The organism is Reyranella sp. (assembly GCF_004297405.1).
GTDB lineage: Bacteria > Pseudomonadota > Alphaproteobacteria > Reyranellales > Reyranellaceae > Reyranella.
In genome coordinates this window covers 38,945-60,362 of the sequence record NZ_SCVC01000021.1, presented here as the reverse complement: position 1 = coordinate 60,362, position 21,418 = coordinate 38,945, and the positions used below count along the sequence as shown (strand labels likewise).

The window sequence follows — 21,418 nt, the reverse complement described above, 5'->3', positions numbered from 1 at the left end:
TCCGCCTATTCGCCTTTGGCGACGCCATCGCGCCGCGGGTCCGCGGCCCCTTCCCAGCCCTCCGCCGTGCGGCGGATGGCGGAGAGTCCACCTTCGTGAGGGCGGACTTGTACTTCATGGCCCAGCGCGCGCAAGGCGTCGGCCTGGGTCGCCGCGGCGGTCCCCTCCTCCAGCTCGGTGGCGCCGTTCAGGTTGAGCACCCGCGGCAGGGCCAGGGCAGCCTGTGGCGACAGGTTCCAGTCGAGCAATCCGACCGCGGCCTGCAAAGTGTCACCGATGATGCGCGAACCGCCGGCCGAGCCAAGGGCCGCCACCAGCTTGCCGTCGCGGTCGAGAACGAAGGTCGGCGACATCGACGAGCGCGGCCGCTTGCCGGGCTGCACGCGGTTGGCGACCGGCTTGCCGTTCAGCTCGGGCCGCGGCGAGAAGTCGGTGAGTTCGTTGTTCAGCAGGACGCCGCGCACCATGATCTGTGCCCCGAACGGCGCCTCGATGGTGGTCGTAAAGCTGGCGGCATTGCCCCAGCGATCGACAATGCTGATGTGGCTGGTGCCGCGCTCGACATAGCCCGGCGGCACACCGGCCGCGACCTTGCCCATGCTACGGTCGGGCGACATCAGCTTGCGGCGTTCGGCGAGATAGGCCGACGACAGCATGCCGGCGACCGGCACATCGACGAAGGCTGGATCGCCGACATAGCGATCGCGATCGGCGAAGGCGAGCCGGCTCGCCTCGGCAATGAGGTGGAGCGCGCGCAGGTCGGTGGGCTTGTCGTGCCAGATCTCGAACGGCTCGAGCAGGCCCAGGATCTGCAGGATCGCGATGCCACCGGACGAGGGAGGCGGCATGCTGCAGATCGTCCAGACGCGATAGGGACCACACACCGCCTCACGCTTGATAGGACGATAGTCCGCTAGATCGGTCGTGGAGAGGGTTCCGGGCCGGCGATGGCTCTGCACCCGCTCGACCATCTCGGCGGCCATCGCGCCCTGATAGAACGCGCGCGGTCCCTGCTCGGCGACCAGGCGCATCGTTTTGGCAAGCTCGGGATTGGCGATGCGCTCGCCGAGCTTCTTGGGCGATCCGTCGGCATTGAAATAGATCGCGCGAATGGCCGGCTCTTCGCGCAAAGATGGAATGCGCGCGAGCCAGGCGGCGAGCCGAGGTGGTATTGCAAACCCATCGCGCGCCACCGCGATCGCCGGCACAAACAGGTCGGACCAGGCGAGCTTGCCGCGCTCCTTATGGGCAAGCTCCAGCATCGCCAAGAGACCGGGAACACCCACCGACATGCCGGAGGCGATGGCCTCGCGAAAGCCGAGCGGCTTGCCGTCGGCATCGAGGAACATCGAAGGGTTGGCGCCCGCTGGCGCCGTCTCGCGGCCGTCGTAGACGGTGATGGCCTGTGTGCTGGCGTCGTAGTGCAAGAGGAAGCCGCCGCCACCGATGCCCGATGCGTGCGGCTCGACGACGCCCAGGACCATCTGGACGGCAATCGCCGCATCGACGGCCGAGCCGCCGCGTCGCAGCACTTCCAGTCCGGCATCGACCGCCAACGGATGCGCCGCCGCCACCATCGTCTGCGGTGCCGCAAAGCTCGCCGAGGCGCGGCAAGCCGCCAGCAGCAGAAGCAGGACGGCGCCCAGCAGACGAATAGACTTCACGCGCGACGCGCCACGATGAAGAGCCGCCGGAACGGAAAGATCGTGATGCCGTCGGCTCGTGTCGGATAGGCCTTGGCGGTCAGGCCGGCATAGGTTTCGTAGAAGGCCGAGCGCTCCGGTTCCTGCAGCAATTCGAGATAGGGCCGCAGGCCCGTCGACGACGTGTACTGCGCCACCGGATCCTTGCCCGTGAGCGGTTGCTGATAGATCGTCTCCCAGACCTCCAGCTCGGCGCTGAGCGGCTTCAAGACGTCGTAGTAATCCGCTGGCTCCTGCACCCGCGCGATGGGGCGCACCTTGGCGAGCTTGTCGCGCCAGGGCCCCGCTTCGGCAGCCGTCTTCATCTGCGCGTGCGAGGGCGCTTCATGATTGCGCGGCATCTGGATCGCGAGCTGGCCTCCCGACGGCAGCAGCCTCATCAGGCCCGGAAACATGTCGATATGGCCGTCGAGCCACTGATAGGCGGCGTTGCTGTAGAGGATGCCGGGCGGCCGATCGGGCTTGAAGGCAGCGAGATCACCCTTGGCGAAGGTGATGCGCGGATCTGTCGTCTGTGCCCGCGCCTTGGCGAGCATGTCCTCAGACGAATCGATGCCGACGATGGGCGCACCCGCGAAGCGATCCGCCAGGACACGCGAGATATTGCCCGCGCCACAGCCCAGATCGTAGATCGCATGTCCTGGACGCGCAGCGTTCGCCGGATCGAGCCGGCTCATCAGGTCGAGCGCCGGCCGCGTGCGATGGTCGGCGAATTTCAGATAGAGATTGGCGTCCCACTTGGTCGACTGGTCGATCGACTTGGCGTCGTTCATGTCACTTCTCCTCGAACGCCGCATCGACGGGTACGCGGTAGGCCGTCGCGATCTTGTTGCCCTTCTGCGCCGCCAGCACGACGGCCATGAACTCGCCGAACATCTCGTCGGTCATGCCCTTCTGGCGCGCCATGTAGCCGTGCGAGTTGATGCAATAGTCGCACTGGTTGGCGATGCTGACGGCGAGATAGATCATCTCCTTGGTCAGCGCATCGAGCTTGCCCGGCGCCATCACCTCACGCATTTCGGTGGCGAAGCGCTCCATCGTATCGGGATGGCGCGCCAACGCTTTCCAGACGTTGTTGATGTTTGCCGGATCGCTGCCGCGCGCTTTCGCGATCCCCTCGACGACAGCCTTGGCCCGCGGGTTCATGTCCTTGTATTCGGTCAACTTGGCCACGGATCGCTCCACCACAAATAAAAAGGGCCGGCATGCGCCGGCCCCATCATGGCGCTTTCGCACCGATTGTCAGTACATATGCTGGCCGCCGTTGATCGACAGGGTCGAGCCGGTGATGAAGCCGGCATCGTCGGCGATCAGGAACATCACGCCGCGGCCGATCTCCTCGGCCTTGCCGAGACGTCCCACCGGGATCTTGGCCACGATCTTCTCCAGCACATTGGCCGGAACCGCGGAGACCATGTCGGTGTCGGTGTAGCCCGGCGCAATTGCATTCACAGTGATGCCCTTGGAAGCACCTTCCTGCGCCAGTGCCTTGGTGAAGCCATGGATACCAGACTTCGCCGCGGCATAGTTCACCTGGCCGTACTGGCCACCCTGGCCGTTGATCGAGCCGATATTGACGATGCGGCCGAAGCCGCGCGTGTTCATGCCTTCCCACACCGCCTTGCACATGTTGAAGCAGGAGCCGAGGTTCGTATCGATCACGGCATCCCACATGTCGCGCGTCAGGCGGCGCATCGTGGAGTCGCGCGTGATACCGGCATTGTTGACCAGAACGTCGACCGGCCCGAGATCCTTCTCGATCTGGCCGATGACGGACTGGCAGGCCGCGAAGTCACCGACGTCGAACTTGTAGACGTTGATGCCGCTCTCGGCCTTGAACTTGTTCGCGGCCTCGTCGTTGCCCGCGTAGGTGGCAGCGACCTTGTAGCCCTTGTCCTTGAGCATCCGGGAGATGGCGGCGCCTATGCCACGCGTTCCGCCCGTCACAACTGCTACCCGATCAGCCATTGTTTCCTCCCTTGCTGTTGGCAAGCACACTCTAGCCGGTTCTCCCCCATCCCGGGCAAGCCAGACGCGGCGATATATCCTCGGCGTTTGAATTGATGTCCGACAGCGGATAGAGCGCCACACGTTGCCGGTCATAGAACGGCAACCATGAAGCCCTTCACTGCTCTTCTCGGCGTCTCCGCCGGAACCCACGCAGCCGACCAACTCGCCCTGGCGACGCTGCCCCTTACGGCCACTCTCATCCTGGGTGCAGGACCGGATGTTCTCGGTCTGCTCGTGGCTGCCCAAAGTGCGGCGTGGCTGCTGGTCTCGTTGCCGGCCGGCGCCTGGGTCGATCGCGTGCCGCGCCGCCGTCTGCTGATCGTGGCACTCGGGCTGGGCCTCCTGGCGTCCATCGCCGCGGTGATCGCCGCGGCAACCGGCATTGCCGTTCTGCTCGGTGTGGCCGCCTTCGCCGGCGCCTCCGGCACGGTCGTCTTCGTCCTGACATCGGTCTCGCTGCTGCCGAGTCTCGTGCCGGCCGACGACCTGCCGCGCTCGAACGCACGGCTGGAGCTGACGCGCGCCGTGGTGAGCCTGGCCGCACCGTTCGTCGCGGGCCTGGTCGCCCAGCACCTGTCACCGACCTGGGGCTATGCGCTGGCTGCTTTCGGCGCCGCCCTCGCGCTTGTCTGCGCACTCGCCCTGCCAAAAGGCGTCGCCCCGAACAACCAGGCCAACCGCCCCTCGCTCTTCCAGGCCATTCGGACCGGCGCTGAGTTCGTCGCGCGTCATGAGCTGCTGCGTGGCATCAGCCTTTGCGCGATCTGCTGGAACTTCGCCTTCTTCGCCCTGCTTGCCATCTGGGCGCCACTGGCACTGGGGCCGCTGCATCTCGACCCCGCCCATATGGGTCTGGCGCAGTCGGCCTATGGCGCCGGCATGATCCTGGGCGCCCTGGTCGCCCCGATCTCTTCGCGCCAACTGCCGCCCTTCGCGACGTTGATCTTCGGACCGGCGGTTTCGGTGGTCGCGGCGCTCCTCTTCCTGACAGCGCCGTCGGGCCACGGCTTCCTGCTGTCGGCCGCCGGCCACTTCCTAGTCGGATTCGGGCCCATCCTGTGGCTGATCTGCCAGACTACCGTACGCCAGCTGGTCACGCCGACGCCGCTTATGGGTCGCGTCAATGCCACGGTGCAGACTGCCATCTATGGCGTGCGTCCTTTGGGAGCACTGGCGGGCGGCCTGGTGGCAGCCCAGGCCGGCTTGCAGAGTGCCCTGATCCTGATCGCGGTGGCCTTTGCGCTCTCCACCCTCGTCATCGTGCTGTCACCGCTTGCCCGCTTGCGGGTCATGCCGGCTGCCGCTTGACCCGCAGCCGCGGCCGTCGGACTTTGCGGCCGGAGGTCGTTGCATGAAGACGTTGTTGTGCGCCGTTGTCGTGGCTCTGTCAGTGGCCGCCTGTCAGCAAGGCGGTTTGAGTTCATACCAGCAGGCCTACGGGACGAACTTTCCCGGGCCGAAGGATGGCATGGCCGCGGTCTATCTCGTGCGCGGCGCGGCGGCGCCCGACGCGCCACCGATCCCGATCTCGGAAGGCCGTCAGGCTGTCGGCAGTCTGGCCGGCTCGACCTGGATACGCCTGGATGCCTTGCCGAATCCGCTCGATCTCAGGGCCTACGGCAGCCAGGACAGCACCGAACTCATCATCACCGTCGCGGCCGGTGAGACGTATTTCCTGATCGCAGAGCCGGTAGGCACCACCAATGCCAAGCTCATGACGATCTCGTGGGACCAAGGCCGTCGCCTCGTCCGTCAGGGTCAGCAGGTTCCCAGCAACTACTACACAGGCATCAGTAACTAAGCCTGACCACCAAATGAAAACGCCCGAAGGATATCCTTCGGGCGTTTTGTTTTAGGCCGAGGCCTTCATCGTATCTCAGTCGCGCTGAACGCACATGGCGATGCCCATGCCGCCGCCGATGCAGAGCGTGGCGAGGCCTTTCTTGGCATCGCGCTTCTGCATCTCATAGAGCAGCGTGGTCAGCACGCGGGCGCCCGACGCACCGATCGGATGGCCGAGCGCGATGGCGCCGCCGTTCACGTTCAGCTTCTCCGGATCGAGGCCGAGCTGCTTGCCGACCGCAACGGCCTGCGCCGCAAACGCTTCGTTGGCTTCGACGAGGTCCAGGTCCTTCACGGTCCAGCCCGCCTTCTTCAATGCCGCCTGCGACGCGGTGACGGGGCCGATGCCCATGATCGCCGGATCGACGCCGGTGGTCGCCCAAGACACGATCTTCGCGAGCGGCTTGACGCCACGCTTCTTGGCTTCATCGGCGCTCATCAGCACCAGCGCCGCCGCACCATCGTTGATGCCCGAGGCATTGCCGGCCGTGACCGAGCCGCCTTCCTTGGTGAAAGCGGGACGCAGCTTGGCCAGCGCCTCGACGGTGGTGCCGTGACGGGGGAACTCGTCGGTGTCGACCACCACTTCGCCCTTGCGGGTCTTCACGGTGACCGGAACGATCTCGTCCTTGAAGCGGCCGGCCTTCTGGGCCGCCTCGGCCTTGTTCTGCGACGAGGCCGCGAACGCATCCTGCTCGGCACGCGTGATCTGGAACTTCTGCGCGACGTTCTCGGCGGTGTTGCCCATGTGATAGCCGTGGAAGGCATCCCACAGGCCGTCCTTCAGCATGGTGTCGACCATCTTGAGCTCGCCCATCTTGGTGCCGTCGCGCATGTGCGCCGCATGCGGCGCCTGGCTCATGCTCTCCTGGCCACCGACCACCATGATGTTGGCGTCGCCGTTGCGGATCGCCTGCCAGCCGAATGCGACGGCGCGCAGGCCGGAGCCGCAAAGCTGGTTGATGCCGAGGGCGGTCTTGTCGACCGGGATACCGGAGTTGACTGCCGCCTGACGCGCCGGGTTCTGGCCCTGACCGGCCCCCAGGATCTGGCCCATGATGACTTCGTCGACTTCCTCGGGCTTCACCTTGGCGCGCTCAAGGGCACCCTTGATGGCGACCTTGCCGAGGTCGTGCGCGGGTACGGAACCAAAAGCCCCGTTGAACGAACCAACAGGCGTGCGCGCTGCGCTCGCGATGACGATTTCAGTGCTCATAGAGTCCTCCTTGGGGCCGCCCTGGGAACATTTATAGGCTCGCCGTACGGGCGGGGCAAAGCCCCCTGCTCCCTCACTCCCAACGGCTTCATGCCGAACAGCGGCCTTACCCAACTCCAGGGACGCACGAGCCCTGCATAAACACACCAGGTGCCCAGGAAGGTCGCCAGCACAGTCAGGATGAAACCAGCCACCGGCGGAGCACCCGCCGCCAGCAACCAATAGACGACGATCACCGCGACGGTCTGATGGATCAGATAGAACGGAAAGACGGCCTCAGTCGCTTCGGCGAGGAACACAGGCCGACGCGTGAAGTAGCGGTGGCCGAACCCCAGGATGGCGAACAGCCAGGCCATCGTGTTGATCGCCGACAGAAGGGAGTAAGCGAGCCGCAGCTCCGGCGCGATGACCGGCCGGACCGCCCCGGCAAAGAACACCACGTACAGGCAGGCGTAGGCCACGATTCCAATCGCCAGCGAAACACGGCGCTGCCGCTGCAATGCCACGAGGAGTTCCGGCGAGGCGAACAGGAACGCGCCGTAAAGCAGCAACGCCCCGTAGTAAGCGAGGCCATACCAGTCGCCGATCAGGCCGTTGGTATTGTGCGAGATCGGCGCCAGCCACAGAGTCGCTGCTGCAAGCGGAAGCGCCATTGCCCAGTGCAGGCCCGTGCGCGCGATGAAGCGGCCGGCTGCACCTTGGGCTGCCTGCCCGGAGGCGCTGCGCGCCCAGAGGAAGTACGGCAGCAGGACGAGCGTGAGCACCAGGACGTAGGCCACGAACCAGAGATGATGCCAACTCGTGTTGCCGCTCGGATAGACACCCTGGAACGCATGCGGCAGCCACTCGAAGAACGATCCGGTGAACTGCCCGCGATAGAGCCGCTCCAGATAGACCTGCGGCGGCACGAGGACGAGCATGCCGAAGACCAGCGGCAGCAGCAGGCGCTTGAGGCGATCGACCACGAACGCGCCCGGCGTCCGTGCACCCAGCGCCAACATGATGGCCGCCCCCGAGACGACGAAGATCAATGGCATGCGCCAGCGATTGAGGAAGCGCATCACCTCGCGCAGCCAGGCGATGTCGTCGGTGCTGGTCACGTGCCAGCTCCATCCCGACCACGCCATGCCGGCGTGGTAGAAGATGAGGAGAGTGAAGGCGAGGACACGCAGCCAGTCGAGGTCAGCGCGCCGGGCGGCGAAAACAGCGGCGGGCATGATGTCCTCCGCCTTCAGCTACGCCGGCTGAAACCGTCGGCACTCCACGCCTCGCTGCCCACACCGTGATGCACGAAGAAGAGCCCATTCGGGTCGTACTTCTGCTTCACCGCACGGAGCCGCGGATAGTTGGCACCCCAGAAAGCCTGCTGCCAGTCCGCTTCGAAGTAATTGGACTCCGAAACGTAGGCTCCAGGTTCCGGCACCAGCTTGCGCAACTCGCCCATGGCGGCGGTAACATCGCGCGCCGTGATGCGTGCCTTTGCGAGATCGGGTTCATGACCGGCGATGCCTGCAAAGGCCGGCGGCCCTTCGCCGGCACTGATCGCCAGCGCGAAGGCCTCGACGGCGGCCGGGTTGGTCGCCGTGTCGCGCGCTGCGGCAATCTCTTCGGGCGGCGCTCCCGCCAGGCCTTTGTTGAAGTGCAGCGACATCTGCCAATGCCGCGAGCTAGCGAACAGCGCATCGACGAGCTGGCCGCGACGCTGGTCGTCGAGCAGCGACGCCGGCATCCAGGTCGATTGATAGGCGTGCAGGAACCAGCCTGCCTCGCCGAGGTTGCTGCTCCAGAAGATGTTGTCGGCTGACGCACCAGGGCGATCGTCGCTCAGGACCAGGTGCGGCGCGTTCTGTTTCAGGAACGTCGGATCCCACAAGAACTTCGCCGGAAGCGCCACTATGGCCGACGGCTCGCTCCACGTGTAGTCGCCGCCTTGAGCTGCGATCCAGGAGAGGAACGGTTGCCATACCGCTGCCGCGGCATCGCGATCGAGGCCCTCGAACACCATGCTGATGGCCATCGTATTGTCGCGGCGGAAGCGGACCTGTTCACCCCAGCGCAGGTTGAACAGGCTTTCGCGATAGAAGGTCATGAAGCGGTCGATCAACCGCCGGAACGCGGCATCCGAATTGGCCTTCACGGCACCGAAGATGGCGCCGACGACTGCCGGCAGGTCGTGCGTGCGCAAGGTGAGCCGCGTGACCACACCGAGGCTGCCGCCGCCACCGCCCTTCAATCCCCAGAACAAATCAGGGTTCGTACAGGCATTGGCGATACGCACCTCGCCATCGGCCGTCACGACTTCGGCCTCGAGCAGGCCTGCGGCCGCCAAACCAAAGCGCTTGGAGAAGCTGCCGAAGCCGCCGCTTTGGATGAGACCGGCCACACCCACGGTGAGGCATCCCCCGCCCTGCACATAGCGGCCGGCCTTGGCGGCGGCGCCATAGGCATGCAGCCACAGTGCGCCCGCGCCAACCGACAGGGCCGGCTGAGGCGGGGTGTTGCAGCCCTGCGCCACGAACGCGTCGTGCACGACCGTGCTGTTCATGTGCCGCGTCCAGACAAGCAGCGAATCGGGCGCGCAGGAGGTGCCCTGATAGCTATGCCCACCACCCTTCACGACGAGGCGCAGGCGGTGCTCGCGGGCGAAGTTCACGGCCGCCGCGACGTCCTGGGCGCTGCGGGCAGCGACGCAGTAGGCACTGGGTGAAGATGTCCAGGCGTCAGCCCAGCCGCTGGTCTGGGTGAGCCCCGGCGTGTCGCCGATGTACCAGGGGTTCTTCAGTCGCTGGAACAGGGTCTCGCACTCGGGGCCGGTGGGGGCGGCACGGCAGGCATCGAGCGGCGACTGCACCTGGGAGAGCTGGCCGGCCACGCGGGCCTTGAGCGCGTCCCATTGCGCCGGCGACGGCCAAGCCGGATCGCCGGGACGGTTACGCCGGAAAGGGGTCCCTTGAGCATAGGCGGTCGACATCAGCGGCAGCCCTCCAGCGAGTTTGAGCAGGTGGCGTCGGTTCATGACAAGCCTCCAGGAAGATCAGGTCGGACGCTGGCCGTTTACTCTCCAAGCCATTGATATCGCTAGAAATTGTGACGACCGGCTTGCCGAATGGGATGACCGGCGAAGGCGCCGGGACGATCGGTCAGCTACGAACCGGCACCAGGGCCTCGAAGCGCTGGCGATAGCGCCGGCTGAGGTTCACCTCGGCGCCATCCTGCAGGCGAATCCGCCAATCGCCACTAACCCAGGGCGTCACCTCGACGATGCGCGCGACATTAACCAGGTGAGATTTATGGACGCGCACGAACCGTTTCGGATCGAGCTCACCCTCGAGCTTGGTAAGGGAGGACCGGATCTCCAGGGTTTCCCCACCGACATGGAGGACGGCGTAGTTGCCGGACGCCTCGACCCAATCGATGTCGGCGACCTCGACCATGATCTCCTTGCCGCGACGACGCACGGCGAAGCGCTCGGGCAGGCGCGGATCGACAACAGGCGGCGCGGCAACCGGCTGCGCTTCTGCCTGGATGGGCGCCGGCGACAGCCGCCCGAACAGATAGCGAAGACCGAGAACACCGCCGCTCAACATGCCGTAGGAAAACACATCCTTGGCGAACTCGTAGGCGAGGCGCTCGAAGGTCAGCGGAAAGCTATAGGCCTCGCCCAGGATGCCGCTGAACCACAGGAGACGAAGCGCCGCCATGCCGAGCGTATGCACGATGCTGAAGGGGACGACAGCCAGAACGTGGATCGCGGCGTTGCGCAGCCCGCCCGTGATCGGCCAGCGCCGATGCAGCCAGTAGAGGACCGGCACCAGGGCGCCGACGACAATGTGGCTGGCCACTTCAATGGCAAAGACGCGGCCGAAGGCGACGGGATGGCCGCGCCACGCCGTATCGGCGACCCCGACATAGGTCCGCGTGACGATCGATACGACGAAGATGGCCGTCCAGACCGCCGGCACGCGCCAGTCGAAGGGTCGCTCCTCCGCCGTCATCTACGCTGCTTGGCGGGGATGTTGCTGAGCCATTCCAGCAGTGGCGTCCAGCAGAGATCGCGCGCGCGGCTGCTGACGACCATGCCGATATGGCCGAGCGGCAGATCGATCCGCGTGGTGTTGCGCAACCCCTTCACAGGATCGGCGAGCGCGGCTGCCGACAGAGGCGGCACGATGCGATCGCCCGACGGGATCATGACCAGCGATGGCACGTTGATCTTGGATGGCACGATACGCCGGCCATTGACGACCCACTTGCCGGCGCCGGGCGTGTTCTCGCCATACCAGCCGACCAGACATTCGCGCGCCGTCGGACCGGCCAGCGGCGCACCGTCATTCAGCCAATCCTCGAGCAGCACGAACTCCCGGGCGGAATCGCCCTGCTGGTCCATGCCGAGGAACCGGCCGAACTTCTTCACGGCAAGCCAGGGATCGAGCGACCAGAACAAGGTCTGCAGGATATCGACCGGCAACTCGCCGACCTTGTCGGCCACCTGGGCCAGCAGCGGACCGCTGGCAACGAGAAAGGCCTGGCCGGTGCGATCGGCATGGAAATCCCAAGGGGCCGCAAGCAGAGCAAGGCCGGCGACGCGGCGCGGCTGGCGTGCGGCGAGCGCGACTGTGAGCGTGCCGCCCATGCAGTAGCCCATCACCGCCGGCGCGCGCCGCGCCCGCTTGGCAAGGAACGCGACCGCCCGCTCCAGCCGCGCGACATAGGCCGTCGTATCGAAGCGGCGTTCCTCGGCATTGGGCGTTCCCCAATCGACCAGATAGGGCCGCAGCCCGTGCGCTGCCATGGCACGCAACAGGCTCTTCTCCGCCGTGAGGTCGAGCACTTCCCAGCGGTTGATCAGCGACGGCACGACCAACACCGCCCGCGCACCGCGGACCCGCGCCGCACGATGGGTGGCGCCATAGTCGAGCAGGCGGGTGTTGCCTTCGCTCCAGGCGGCCGGCGGATTCTCGAGCGTGCGGTGAACGTGGTGGCGGCGATAGGCCAGTACGCCATCGGCCAGCCGCTCCATCCGCCGGCCGACCTCGCGCCTCAGCGCCTCCTCGAACTTGCCCGCGCCGGCGCGCGCTTCGAGGGCGGCGATCTCCGGCAGCAGCGCTGCGATGGCTTCAGGCGCGGGAGAGGCGGGATTCGAGCTCAGCGACCCGGATTTCCAGAGCCTCAAGGCGCTTTCGGAGCTCGCCCACGTCATCAGCGCCGTCCCCAGATGCAGCGGCAGTGGCCGGGGTCCCAGTCGGCTGCCAACCTGTCGTGCCTGCATGAGCTGCTCCCTGGGTCGCTTGCATTGCCGACGCGACCTGTGTGTTCGCGGCCGCGAACAGGCGGGCGATCTGCTCGGTCACCGCCTGGTCCGAGGACAATCCGGCAAGCTGGGTCTGCCAAAGATCGAGGTAACGCCGGGCCAACTTGTCGAAGTCGGCACCAGTATCGGTGCCGTGACCGGCAGTCTTGTCGTCGTTTTCAGAAGCCATGGCCGCACTATAGCCGATCGCATCGCGGCGTCGTGTGAAGGCTGTATTCGCAGGCGCAAAGCTCGCCTTGTCGCACTGCGGCATCGGCGCTAAGGTGGCCAATCCGAAGTAAACGGGCGTTCACTGCGCGCGGGGGCTAGAGGAGCGAAGCGTAATGGCCGATCAGGCAGTACCCGAGGGCGGACCGAAGCCGGCGCCTGTGGTCATCAAGAAATACGCGAACCGGCGTCTCTATAATACTGCGACATCGGCATACGTGACGCTTGATCACCTGTCGCAGATGGTGAAGGACAAGACTGACTTCGTCGTCTACGACGCCAAGACCGGTGACGACATCACACGATCGGTGTTGACGCAGATCATCTTCGAGGAAGAGAGCAAGGGCGGGCAGACGCTGCTGCCGATCCCGTTCCTGCGCCAACTCATCTCTTTCTACGGCGACAGCCTGCAAGGCGTCGTGCCGCAGTACCTCGAAATGTCGATGACGCAGTTCGCCCGCAATCAGGAGCAGATGCGGCGCTATATGCAGAACGCGTTCGGCTTCAACCCGTTCCAGCAGTTCGAATCGATGGGCAAGCAGAACATGGCGATGTTCGAGCAAGCCATGCGCATGTTCAACCCGTTCGGCACAGGACCCAACGGCCAGCCGATGCCCCGACCGCCGGGTGCCGCCAATGGACAGGAGCCGCCGAAATCCGACGCCGCGGCGCCGGCCAGTGGCGAGACGGCGATCGACGACCTGAAGCGTAAGCTCGACGAGTTGCAGGCACAGCTCGCGGAACTCGGCAAGAAGCCCTGACGACGCCATGGCTGTGCCGACATCATCGATGACGCGGCGAGTCATGTCGCCCTGCATCGGCATCTGTAAACTCGACCAGAAGAGCGGCTTCTGCATCGGCTGCAAGCGTACGATCGAGGAGATCGGCCGCTGGGCGATGCTCGAAGATCCCGAACGCCAGGCCATCCTCGACAAGCTTCCGGGCCGTAAACTCTAAACTTTAAGACATGCGATCAGACACCTATCGGGCATTCGCCCGCGACGAATGGGCGTCGCTGCGCGCCCACACGCCCCTCACGCTCTCCCTCGACGAACTGAGCGCGCTGCGCGGCATCAACGACAGCGTTTCGCTCGAGGAGATCGCCGATATCTACCTGCCGCTGACGCGCCTGCTCAATCTGCATGTGCGGGCGGCGCGCAACCTGAACAGCGTGGCGGACACCTTTCTCGGCAAGCCGGTCGGCTCTCGCACTTATGTCGTCGCCATTGCCGGCAGCGTGGCCGTGGGCAAGAGCACCTTCGCGCGCGTCCTGCGGGCGCTGATGGCGCAGTGGCCCGATCATCCAAGGGTCGATCTCGTCACGACCGACGGCTTCCTGCATCCCAACCGCCAGCTTGAGGAAGAGAAGCTGATGCGGCGCAAAGGTTTCCCGGAGAGCTACAACACCCGCGAGATGGTGCAGTTCCTGGCCGACGTGAAGGCCGGCCACGCGGAAGTGCGTGCACCGGTCTACTCGTTCCAGACCTACGACATCGTGCCGGGCGAATGGCAGACCGTGCGCCGGCCCGACGTGCTGATCTTCGAGGGTCTGAACGTCTTGCAGCCCGGCCTTGCCGGTGGCCGGCCAGCCTCGGTGATCCTCTCCGACTTCTTCGACTTTTCGATCTATCTCGATGCCGAGATCGCCGATCTTGAGAGTTGGTATCTCGCTCGCTTCCAGTTTCTGCAGCGCACCGCCTTCCAGAAGCCGGCCTCCTACTTCCATCACTACAAGGATCTCTCGCCGGAAGAGACACGCGAGGTCGGCCGCCGCCTCTGGGCGGAGATCAACGAGGTGAACCTGCGCGAGAACATCCTGCCGACGCGCGAACGCGCCGACGTGATCCTGCGCAAGCGCGCCGACCATTCGATCGGCCAAGTGTCGCTGCGCCAGCTCTGAGGTCGAGCGCTCTTCCCTACCGCCCCTTGAAGACCGGCTTGCGCTTCTCGCGGAAGGCCGAGGTGCCTTCGACATAATCTTCGGTCAGGCCCGTCAGGATGTTCTGATCGGCATCCATGTGAGCCCCGAGATCGTCGAGCGCATGGGCGAGCCGGTTCACCGTGCTCTTGGTCATGCGCACCGGGATCGGCGGCTGGCGCGCGATGCGTTCGGCGAACTCCATCGAAGCGGCGAGCGCCTGTCCGTCATCGACGACCTTCTCGACCAGGCCCCAGTCCAGCGCTTCGGCCGCGCCGATCCGGTCGGAGGCCAGGATCACGGCCTGCTTGGTGCGGGCCGGGCCCATCAGCGCCAGCATGCGCGGGATCGAGCCCCAGCTCATGTTCATCCCGAGCTCGATCTCGGGAATGCGGAAATGGGCGGAGCGGCCGCAGGTGCGAAAGTCGAGCGACACGACCAGCGCGGCGCCACCGCCGACGCAATGGCCTTCGATGGCCGCAATGGTGACCTGGTCCATCTCCTGCCAGGCCCGACACATCTTGGGGCCGAGCCGCTGCTTGTGAATGCGCTCGCCGACCGACAACCCATCGCGCGCGCGTCCTTCGGGATCCTTGAGATCGAAGCCGGCACAGAACGCTTTGGCCGAACCGGTCAGGATCACGACCGACGTTTCGAGATCGTCTTCGAAGTCGCGCGGCACGTCGCGCAGCTCGCGCATCGCCTGCTGGCTCATTGCATTGATGTTGTCGCCGCGGTCAAAACGCACGACCGCTATGCGGCCCTGCGGACCCAGACCCTTCTCGATCTTCACGAACTGGCGGCTCATCGCGGTCATTCCCTCCAACATTTCAATCGACCCTAGCGCCTCGCCTTTACAAGCGCGAGTTGCTTCGATTGACTGCGTCTCATGTCGAAATCGATTGGTTCCATTGCTCTCGAACGCCGCGTCGACGCGCTGTTCGCCCGTTACACCGCGCCCGGTTCACCCGGCGCCGTCGTCGCCGTCATGCAGGGCGGCGAGGTCGTGCTCAGCAAGGGCTATGGCCTGGCGAGCATCGAGCTCGGCGTGCCGATCACGCCCGCAACCCGCTTCCGCATCGCATCGGTCAGCAAGCAGTTCACGGTATCTGCGGCGCTGATGCTGGCGGCCGAGGGCAAGCTCGACCTCAAGGCGGCGCCGCACAAGTACCTGCGCGAGCTGGCGCCTCTGCCGGTGACCATCGACCAGATGATGCGCAACTGCAGCGGCCTGCCGGACTTCCTCGAACTGCTGCGGCTGGGCGGCCACGGTCTCGACAAACCGGCGCGGCCCGAGGATCTCTACGCTGCCTGCGTACGCAACCGGCACCTCAACTTCACGCCGAACAGCCGCTTCCTCTATAGCAACACCAACTTCCTGCTCCTCGGCCTGATCGTCGAGCGGCTGTCGAAGATGAAGCTTGGCGATTTCCTGGCGGAGCGCATCTTCAAGCCGCTGGGCATGAGCTCGACCATGCTGGCCGCCAGCGTCGACACGGTGATCCCCGGTCTCGCCACCGGCTATCTCGGTGATGCCAAGAACGGTTTCCGGCGCGCCGCACATGCCTATCCGCAGGGCGGCGAAGGCGGCCTCACCTCCTCCGTCGAGGACCTGCTGATCTGGAGCCGGCACTTCGATCAGCCGACGCTCCAACCGAAAAACTTGCCGGCACAGCTTGCGGCCGTGTCGCCCCTCACCGGCAAGCACACCAACAAGTATCGCCGTGGCGTGCAGGCAGACGACCTGCGCGGCCTCACGACGATCGGGCATGGCGGCCTGTGGCCGGGGTTCCGCACCGAATTCCTGCGCGTGCCCGAGGCCGGCCTCACCGTCGTGGTGATCGCCAATCTCGGCAGCATTGACCCGTGGCGGCAGGCCCGCGCCATCGCCACCCTGGCATTGGAAAACAACAAGAAGCTGAAAGCCGCTCCGGCACCGATCACGGAGGCCGAGATCAAGCCGCTGGCCGGTACATGGTTCAATGCCCAGGAACCGTCGATGTTCGAACTGGCCTGGCAGAACGGCGAGGCAACGGTCACGCAGAATGGCTTGCCCTTCGTGCTCGGCCGGCGTGCCGACGGATGGCTGGCGGCCGAGCGCGGCTCTTTCGAGTTCGCCATGAAGCCAGGGGCCAAGGGTACGGTGCGTGTCGATCTCGGCGCAGGTCGCGTGATGACCTTCGCCAAGCTGGGACGCCGTAAGGCCGTACCGGCGGCGCTCGCCGGCACCTATGTTTCAGCAGATAGCGGGGCCATCTGGCAGGCCGAACGCAAGGGTGACGCCTGGGAGATGATTGTCAGCGGCCCGTTGATCGCAGGCGGCGCGCCATGGATGGTCCAGGGGATCGACGACGATACGGTCGAGGTCGCAAGCCCGGCCGGGAGCTGGATCAGCGTCACCCAGCTCGCCCACATCGTCCGTGACCGCAAGGGCAAGATCACGGCTCTCGAAGTCTCGACCGGCCGCATCAAGAAGATGCGGTTCGAGCGAGAGGACTGATTTCAGCGGAACGGGATCGCGTACATCAGGCCGCCGTTGGTCCATAGCGCGTTCTGGCCACGCTCCAGCTTCAGCGGCGTGGCCGGGCCGACATGGCGGTCGTAGCTCTCGCCGTAGTTCCCGACCTGCTTGATGACGTTGTACATCCACTTCTCGTCGACGCCGACGGCCTTGCCGAAGCCCGGCGTGACACCGAGGAAGCGCTTGATCGCAGGATCCTCGCTCTTCAGCATTTCATCGACGTTCTTGGAGGTGATGCCCATCTCCTCGGCCTCGATCATGCCCATCAAGGTCCACTTCACGAGGTCAAGCCACTGGTCGTCGCCATGGCGCACGATCGGCCCCAGCGGCTCCTTGGAGATGCGCTCCGGCAGGATCGTGTGCTCGCCCTTGCCGGCAAGCTGGCCGGCGCGGACGGCGGCGAGGCCCGAGGCATCAGTCGTATAGGCGTCGCAGCGGCCGGCGGCGTAAGCCTGCAGCAGCTCGTCGAGCTTCTCGATCAGCACCGGCTTGAAGGTCATCTTGCTCTTGCGGAAATAGTCCGCGAGGTTGAGCTCGGTCGTGGTGCCCGGCTGGACGCAGATCGTGGCGCCGTTCAGTTCCTTGGCGCTCTTGATGCCGCTCTTGGCCGGCACGATGAAGCCCTGGCCGTCGTAGAAATTGACGCCGGCAATGTTGAAGCCGAGCGAGGTGTCGCGCAGCAGCGTTTGCGTAGCGTTGCGGGTGATGACATCGACCTCGCCCGACTGCAGGGCGACGAAGCGCTGCTGGGCGGTGGTCGGCGTGAACTTCACCTTCTCGGCGTCGCCGAACAGGGCCGCCGCAATCGCCTTGCAGAGATCGACGTCGAGGCCGGTCCACTTGCCCTGGCTGTCGGCGAAGGAGAAGCCCGCCAGGCCGGTATTGACCGCGCACTGGACGAAGCCCTTGGCCTTGACGGCATCGAAAGTCTGGCCGGCCGATGCCGGCATCGCCGCAGCGACCGAAAGGACCGCCACCGCGGTGAGACGTTTAAGAAACATTTGCTGAGCCCCCTACCCTAATCATGTTGCGCTCACTCTAGCAAAAGCAGAGCCGATCCATCACCGGCCATTCTTGCCTCTAGAGGAGTTCGGCGATCATGCGGGCTGCCCGCTGGGCACCATCGGCCTCCACAGGCGCGAAGGCCACCGGCGATCGCAACGCGGCGATCATCGCATCGGCGATGATTTCGGGTGTGGCTGTCTCGTAGTCCATACGCTGGCCGGCGCCATAGCGGTCGAGGCGATGGGCGACGTGGAAGTTCTGCTCGAAATGGTTCTTGAGCGGGAAATACAGGAAGGGCGTTCCTGCCGCCGTCAATTCCATGCAGGTCGTGAGGCCGCCTTGCACGAGCGCCAGATCGCAGACTGCGAGATGGCGATCGAGATCGGGCACGAACGCGCGCACCTCGACGCCCGCTGGCGCGACGAGCGAGCGCGAATCGATGCGAGGCCCCGTCACCACGACGATGCGCAGCTCCGGCAGCCGGCGCCGAACGATCGGATAGCTCTGCAGGATCCGACGGATCAAAGGGAGGCCGACGCTCGAACCGCCAACCGTGACAATGCAGACCCGTTCGTCGGGCCGGTAGCCGAGCCTCTGGCGCAGCTCCGCCCGGCTGCCCCAAGCCTGGGGATGCTCGCCCATGATGTAGCCGGAGAAGTCGAAGTGGCGGGCAATCCAGTCTCCCATCTCGGGCAGGTCCTTGCCGAAGGATCGCGGCAGGATGTCGGCTGGACCGCCGACGAAAATGGCGCGGTCGCGTACGCCGGGAGAGCCTTCGACATGGGCGATCATCTCGGCGTTGTAGTCGGTCGTGAGGAATTCCTCAACTTCGCCGCCCGTCGGCATCGGCACGAAGCCCACGAAGTCGGTGAACCAGGCAAGCTTCGCCTTCTTGAGTTCCGGGTGTTCGTGCCAGTAATGGTCGACGTCCCAGGCTTCGTCGGCGATCACCAGGTCGTAGCCGCCCTCGTCGATTGCCTCCTGGAAGGTCATGAAGTTGGCGATCAACACCTCGTCCATGCGTCGCAATGCCTGGAAGCAGTGCAGGTCATGCTCGCCCGCTTCCAGCTCGATGTGCTGCGATTCACTGACCAGTCGCGAGCTCAGGGGATGGAGGCGCTCGCCCGCGGCGTCGAGCAGGCGCGAGACGGGATCCTGCGCCAGCCAGTCGACCTGCACGCCGGGATGCAGTAGCCGCAACTGTCGCGCGACGGCAATGTCGCGCCTTCCGTGTCCCAGGCCGATCGGCGAGGAGAGATAGAGCACCTTCTTGCCGCGACGAGGCTGTGCCGCCTTCCACGTCGATGTGGCGGCAGGAAGCCGGCGGCTCAAAAAATCAGCAATGAGGGTGTTGGCCTTCGCTGGAATACGGCCGAGCGGATTGTGGCCGCCACCCGCGATGGTCACGAGTTCCGCGCCGGTCACCGAAGCCACGGCCTGCGCGCGGGCGTAGGGTTGAATGTGGTCGTCATCGCCGTGGATCATCAGGATCGGGCATCGGATCTTGCGATACATCGCTTCGCTGATGTCGAAAGCCGGCATCATCGGACGGGCTTCCACCGTCCTGGCGAGCACCTCGCCCGTGGTCTCACCGGCCCAACCGACGGCATCCTCGATCTGCTTGGTCGAATGGGGTTCGGAGAAGATGTTGCGGACGAAGAATTCGGCGAAGTCCGGATAGGACGTCATCCAGTAATCGCGATTGAACTTGTCCCAGCCTTCGACGGATGACTTCTTGTCCCGGAAATTCTCGATCGTCGTGTGGGGATGGCTTGGCCCAATGCTTGCCGACGTCCCTACCAGGACCGCCGCCCTCACCCGTTCGGGATGATGCGCCGCCAGGACGGAGATGAGCATGCCACCGAAGGAAAGCCCGACGAAAACCGCACTGTCCGTTGCGGTCGCCTCCATGACGGCCAAAACGTCGGCGACGTAGTTCTCCAGGCTGTAGGCCGCCACTTCCTGCGGCCGGTCAGACTTGCCGTTGCCACGACCATCGTAGGTGATGCAGCGGTATCGTCTGCTGAAGTAGGGCAGTTGCGCCTTGTAGACGCGGGAATGGACGATGCTCCACGGCGGCACAAAGATCAGGGTTTCAGGCCCAGATCCGTAGATTTCGTAGGAGAGCCGAACGCCGTCACGCACGACGAATCCGGTCTCGTCGGGCAGCTTGGCGCGCATGGCATCACCTCGCCAAAGTGTTCGCCTCCAGGGTACGGATCAGATCGCCGACGCGACGGAGGCCGAGGCGAGCCGGCGAGCCTTTCTTTTCGACGCCGAGCAGGTAGAGGCTTTCTGCACCGATGAACGCGTTGGCAACGAGGGCGCCGAATTCCTCGGGCGAGAACGGACCGAGAGTGCCGAATTCAACCTTGGCCCTGCGTGCCGCGTCGACAATCAGATCGATCCAACCCATCAGGCCTGTCCGGACGATCTCGGCGACCGCCGGATCGGCCCAGCTTGCCGCGATCATCTCCTGAAGGACGCGCACATAGCCAGAGGCAATGTCGTCTTCGAGATAGTCGCAAGCCCGATCCCATTGTTCAGACAACTTGAGCGTCGGATCGCCGAACAAGGCATCCTGGCGGCCGAGCAGCTGGACGTTGAGATACTCGAACAACGCCAGCACGAGGCCCTGCTTCGATCCGAAGTGATAATGGATCTGGCTGAGCGGAACGCCCGCCGCCGCGGCGACGTCCCGCGTCGACAAGCCGGCGTAGCCTTTGTCATGCAGCATCTTCCTGGCGGCTTCGAGCAGCGAGATGTCCGTCTCGGCCTTTTTCGCCGTTGTCTGCTTCAGCTTCATCAAGGCCTCTCTTGCGTGGCAGAGGGAGGAGCATCGATACCTGCTCACGGTAGCGGCGGTACTGATCGCCGAACAAGGCGATGAGGTCGCGTTCTTCGAGATAGATTCCGATCAGGATGTAGCCTGTCGTCGCAACGGCAAACAGCAGATGGCCTTGCGTCATCGTCGGCGTCGCCCAGAACGCCAGCAGGAAGCCGAGATAGATCGGGTGCCGCACGTTCTTGTAGATCAGCGGCGTCCTGAAGACCGGCTCGGGCACGCTCGTGCCGCGCAGCCGGGCATAGACCTGGCGCAGGCCGAACAGCTCGAAGTGATTGATCAGGAAGGTGCTGAACAACACCAAGCCCCACCCCAACCAGAACAGGGCAGACAGGGCGATCACGCCAACCGGATGCGTCACCGACCACACGAGTTCGGGGATCGGCCGCCATTGCCAGTAGAGCAGCGCCAGCGCGAGGCTCGCCAGCAGCACGTAGGTCGTGCGCTCGACGGGCGGCGGCACCAGCCGGGTCCACCAGCGCTTGAAGCCGGGCCGCGCCATCACGCTGTGCTGGACCGCGAAGATCCCGAGCAGCAGGACGTTGATTATCAGGGCCGCGCCGAGAGGACCTGCTGGCCCGCTGTCGATGGTTTTGGGAACTGGCAGATTGCCGACGAAGGCGATGGCGTAGAGGAAAGTGCCGAGGAAAAAGACGTAAACGACTGCGCCGTAGAGAGCCGAAGCAATACCGCCCATGGTTGCCTCCTGATCTAATTCGGTCGACCGACCGATATATGGGCAGATATAGTTCGGTCGACCGACCGAGTCAAGATCAGCGCAACGGGCGATCAGGACGTCTACGCTCGGATCAGCGGGAGTTCATCGACGCCGCAGCCACA

The 21,418-nt window shown here is 65.1% G+C and carries 21 protein-coding genes; 6 read left to right on the top strand and 15 right to left on the bottom strand.

Annotation, left to right across the window (positions count from 1 at the left end; all coding sequences use genetic code 11):
• Positions 1 to 5: 5 nt before the first annotated feature.
• From ggt to phbB, 4 genes are all read right to left on the bottom strand, one after another.
• Complete coding sequence (ggt, locus tag EPO50_RS13930) at positions 6 to 1,664, bottom strand: gamma-glutamyltransferase (RefSeq protein WP_296344958.1); 1,659 nt, start codon at positions 1,662 to 1,664, stop codon at positions 6 to 8.
• Positions 1,661 to 2,476, bottom strand: a complete 816-nt coding sequence (locus EPO50_RS13925) for a methyltransferase domain-containing protein (protein WP_296344956.1) — start codon at positions 2,474 to 2,476, stop codon at positions 1,661 to 1,663. The genes ggt and EPO50_RS13925 overlap by 4 nt, the downstream gene beginning before the upstream one ends.
• Before the next feature lies 1 nt (position 2,477).
• Positions 2,478 to 2,876, bottom strand: a complete 399-nt coding sequence (locus EPO50_RS13920; protein WP_296344954.1) for a carboxymuconolactone decarboxylase family protein — start codon at positions 2,874 to 2,876, stop codon at positions 2,478 to 2,480.
• Positions 2,877 to 2,945: 69 nt separating this feature from the next.
• Positions 2,946 to 3,671, bottom strand: coding sequence for an acetoacetyl-CoA reductase (phbB, locus tag EPO50_RS13915; protein WP_296344952.1), 726 nt, complete (start codon positions 3,669 to 3,671; stop codon positions 2,946 to 2,948).
• A gap of 147 nt (positions 3,672 to 3,818) precedes the next feature.
• Between phbB and EPO50_RS13910 the strand changes: the two genes are divergently transcribed.
• Both EPO50_RS13910 and EPO50_RS13905 read left to right on the top strand, forming a co-directional pair.
• Positions 3,819 to 5,021: an MFS transporter gene (locus EPO50_RS13910; RefSeq protein ID WP_296344950.1), complete on the top strand. Its 1,203-nt coding sequence runs from the start codon at positions 3,819 to 3,821 to the stop codon at positions 5,019 to 5,021.
• A gap of 43 nt (positions 5,022 to 5,064) precedes the next feature.
• The gene (locus EPO50_RS13905) at positions 5,065 to 5,514 is read left to right on the top strand and encodes a hypothetical protein (protein ID WP_296344948.1); all 450 of its coding nucleotides are present in this window, start codon (positions 5,065 to 5,067) and stop codon (positions 5,512 to 5,514) included.
• 75 nt (positions 5,515 to 5,589) lie between these two features.
• On the opposite strand, the gene EPO50_RS13900 is transcribed toward EPO50_RS13905, so the two are convergent.
• The 6 genes from EPO50_RS13900 to EPO50_RS13875 form a co-directional block, all read right to left on the bottom strand.
• The gene (locus EPO50_RS13900) at positions 5,590 to 6,771 is read right to left on the bottom strand and encodes an acetyl-CoA C-acetyltransferase (protein ID WP_296344946.1); all 1,182 of its coding nucleotides are present in this window, start codon (positions 6,769 to 6,771) and stop codon (positions 5,590 to 5,592) included.
• Positions 6,768 to 7,988 carry an acyltransferase family protein gene (locus EPO50_RS13895; RefSeq protein ID WP_296344944.1) on the bottom strand — a complete coding sequence of 407 codons (1,221 nt, stop codon included), beginning with the start codon at positions 7,986 to 7,988 and terminating at the stop codon, positions 6,768 to 6,770. Before EPO50_RS13895 ends, EPO50_RS13900 begins: the two co-directional genes overlap by 4 nt.
• 14 nt (positions 7,989 to 8,002) lie before the next feature.
• Positions 8,003 to 9,787 (bottom strand): FAD-binding oxidoreductase, encoded by a 1,785-nt coding sequence (locus tag EPO50_RS13890; protein WP_296344943.1) that lies wholly within the window; start codon positions 9,785 to 9,787, stop codon positions 8,003 to 8,005.
• A 124-nt stretch (positions 9,788 to 9,911) separates the two neighbouring features.
• Positions 9,912 to 10,766, bottom strand: coding sequence for a LytTR family DNA-binding domain-containing protein (locus tag EPO50_RS13885; RefSeq protein ID WP_296344941.1), 855 nt, complete (start codon positions 10,764 to 10,766; stop codon positions 9,912 to 9,914).
• The gene (locus tag EPO50_RS13880; protein WP_296344940.1) at positions 10,763 to 11,971 is read right to left on the bottom strand and encodes an alpha/beta fold hydrolase; all 1,209 of its coding nucleotides are present in this window, start codon (positions 11,969 to 11,971) and stop codon (positions 10,763 to 10,765) included. The genes EPO50_RS13885 and EPO50_RS13880 overlap by 4 nt, the downstream gene beginning before the upstream one ends.
• Positions 11,889 to 12,251 carry a hypothetical protein gene (locus tag EPO50_RS13875; RefSeq protein ID WP_296344939.1) on the bottom strand — a complete coding sequence of 121 codons (363 nt, stop codon included), beginning with the start codon at positions 12,249 to 12,251 and terminating at the stop codon, positions 11,889 to 11,891. Before EPO50_RS13875 ends, EPO50_RS13880 begins: the two co-directional genes overlap by 83 nt.
• A 154-nt stretch (positions 12,252 to 12,405) precedes the next feature.
• Here EPO50_RS13875 and phaR point away from each other — a divergent pair, with 154 nt between their 5' ends.
• From phaR to coaA, 3 genes are read left to right on the top strand one after another with little or no spacing between them, the layout of a single operon-like run.
• Positions 12,406 to 13,050: a polyhydroxyalkanoate synthesis repressor PhaR gene (phaR, locus tag EPO50_RS13870; protein ID WP_296344938.1), complete on the top strand. Its 645-nt coding sequence runs from the start codon at positions 12,406 to 12,408 to the stop codon at positions 13,048 to 13,050.
• Between the two features lie 7 nt (positions 13,051 to 13,057).
• Complete coding sequence (locus tag EPO50_RS13865; RefSeq protein ID WP_296344937.1) at positions 13,058 to 13,246, top strand: DUF1289 domain-containing protein; 189 nt, start codon at positions 13,058 to 13,060, stop codon at positions 13,244 to 13,246.
• Between the two features lie 10 nt (positions 13,247 to 13,256).
• A complete protein-coding gene (coaA, locus tag EPO50_RS13860) occupies positions 13,257 to 14,189 on the top strand; it encodes a type I pantothenate kinase (RefSeq protein WP_296344936.1) in 933 nt (310 codons plus the stop codon).
• 16 nt (positions 14,190 to 14,205) lie between these two features.
• Here the strand turns inward: coaA and EPO50_RS13855 are convergent, their stop codons facing one another.
• Positions 14,206 to 15,015 (bottom strand): enoyl-CoA hydratase/isomerase family protein, encoded by an 810-nt coding sequence (locus EPO50_RS13855; RefSeq protein WP_296344935.1) that lies wholly within the window; start codon positions 15,013 to 15,015, stop codon positions 14,206 to 14,208.
• An 81-nt stretch (positions 15,016 to 15,096) separates the two neighbouring features.
• Between EPO50_RS13855 and EPO50_RS13850 the strand changes: the two genes are divergently transcribed.
• The gene (locus tag EPO50_RS13850; protein ID WP_296344934.1) at positions 15,097 to 16,707 is read left to right on the top strand and encodes a serine hydrolase; all 1,611 of its coding nucleotides are present in this window, start codon (positions 15,097 to 15,099) and stop codon (positions 16,705 to 16,707) included.
• Positions 16,708 to 16,709: 2 nt separating this feature from the next.
• On the opposite strand, the gene EPO50_RS13845 is transcribed toward EPO50_RS13850, so the two are convergent.
• The 4 genes from EPO50_RS13845 to mddA form a co-directional block, all read right to left on the bottom strand.
• On the bottom strand, positions 16,710 to 17,729 hold the full coding sequence (locus EPO50_RS13845; RefSeq protein WP_296344933.1) for an amino acid ABC transporter substrate-binding protein: 1,020 nt from the start codon (positions 17,727 to 17,729) through the stop codon (positions 16,710 to 16,712).
• Positions 17,730 to 17,808: 79 nt separating this feature from the next.
• A complete protein-coding gene (locus EPO50_RS13840) occupies positions 17,809 to 19,914 on the bottom strand; it encodes an alpha/beta hydrolase (protein ID WP_296344932.1) in 2,106 nt (701 codons plus the stop codon).
• Positions 19,915 to 19,918: 4 nt separating this feature from the next.
• Positions 19,919 to 20,539, bottom strand: a complete 621-nt coding sequence (locus EPO50_RS13835; RefSeq protein ID WP_296344931.1) for a TetR/AcrR family transcriptional regulator — start codon at positions 20,537 to 20,539, stop codon at positions 19,919 to 19,921.
• A complete protein-coding gene (mddA, locus tag EPO50_RS13830; RefSeq protein WP_296344930.1) occupies positions 20,460 to 21,275 on the bottom strand; it encodes a methanethiol S-methyltransferase in 816 nt (271 codons plus the stop codon). Before mddA ends, EPO50_RS13835 begins: the two co-directional genes overlap by 80 nt.
• Between the last annotated feature and the right edge of the window lie 143 nt (positions 21,276 to 21,418).

Coding starts and splice junctions, on each gene's coding strand:
- EPO50_RS13925 (WP_296344956.1), bottom strand. CDS start 2,476: ATGAACGACGCCAAGTCGATCGACCAGTCGACCAAGTGGGACGCCAAT.
- phbB (WP_296344952.1), bottom strand. CDS start 3,671: ATGGCTGATCGGGTAGCAGTTGTGACGGGCGGAACGCGTGGCATAGGC.
- EPO50_RS13910 (WP_296344950.1), top strand. CDS start 3,819: ATGAAGCCCTTCACTGCTCTTCTCGGCGTCTCCGCCGGAACCCACGCA.
- EPO50_RS13905 (WP_296344948.1), top strand. CDS start 5,065: ATGAAGACGTTGTTGTGCGCCGTTGTCGTGGCTCTGTCAGTGGCCGCC.
- EPO50_RS13900 (WP_296344946.1), bottom strand. CDS start 6,771: ATGAGCACTGAAATCGTCATCGCGAGCGCAGCGCGCACGCCTGTTGGT.
- EPO50_RS13895 (WP_296344944.1), bottom strand. CDS start 7,988: ATGCCCGCCGCTGTTTTCGCCGCCCGGCGCGCTGACCTCGACTGGCTG.
- EPO50_RS13890 (WP_296344943.1), bottom strand. CDS start 9,787: ATGAACCGACGCCACCTGCTCAAACTCGCTGGAGGGCTGCCGCTGATG.
- EPO50_RS13885 (WP_296344941.1), bottom strand. CDS start 10,766: ATGACGGCGGAGGAGCGACCCTTCGACTGGCGCGTGCCGGCGGTCTGG.
- EPO50_RS13880 (WP_296344940.1), bottom strand. CDS start 11,971: ATGACGTGGGCGAGCTCCGAAAGCGCCTTGAGGCTCTGGAAATCCGGG.
- EPO50_RS13875 (WP_296344939.1), bottom strand. CDS start 12,251: ATGGCTTCTGAAAACGACGACAAGACTGCCGGTCACGGCACCGATACT.
- phaR (WP_296344938.1), top strand. CDS start 12,406: ATGGCCGATCAGGCAGTACCCGAGGGCGGACCGAAGCCGGCGCCTGTG.
- EPO50_RS13865 (WP_296344937.1), top strand. CDS start 13,058: ATGGCTGTGCCGACATCATCGATGACGCGGCGAGTCATGTCGCCCTGC.
- coaA (WP_296344936.1), top strand. CDS start 13,257: ATGCGATCAGACACCTATCGGGCATTCGCCCGCGACGAATGGGCGTCG.
- EPO50_RS13855 (WP_296344935.1), bottom strand. CDS start 15,015: ATGAGCCGCCAGTTCGTGAAGATCGAGAAGGGTCTGGGTCCGCAGGGC.
- EPO50_RS13850 (WP_296344934.1), top strand. CDS start 15,097: ATGTCGAAATCGATTGGTTCCATTGCTCTCGAACGCCGCGTCGACGCG.
- EPO50_RS13845 (WP_296344933.1), bottom strand. CDS start 17,729: ATGTTTCTTAAACGTCTCACCGCGGTGGCGGTCCTTTCGGTCGCTGCG.
- EPO50_RS13840 (WP_296344932.1), bottom strand. CDS start 19,914: ATGCGCGCCAAGCTGCCCGACGAGACCGGATTCGTCGTGCGTGACGGC.
- EPO50_RS13835 (WP_296344931.1), bottom strand. CDS start 20,539: ATGAAGCTGAAGCAGACAACGGCGAAAAAGGCCGAGACGGACATCTCG.
- mddA (WP_296344930.1), bottom strand. CDS start 21,275: ATGGGCGGTATTGCTTCGGCTCTCTACGGCGCAGTCGTTTACGTCTTT.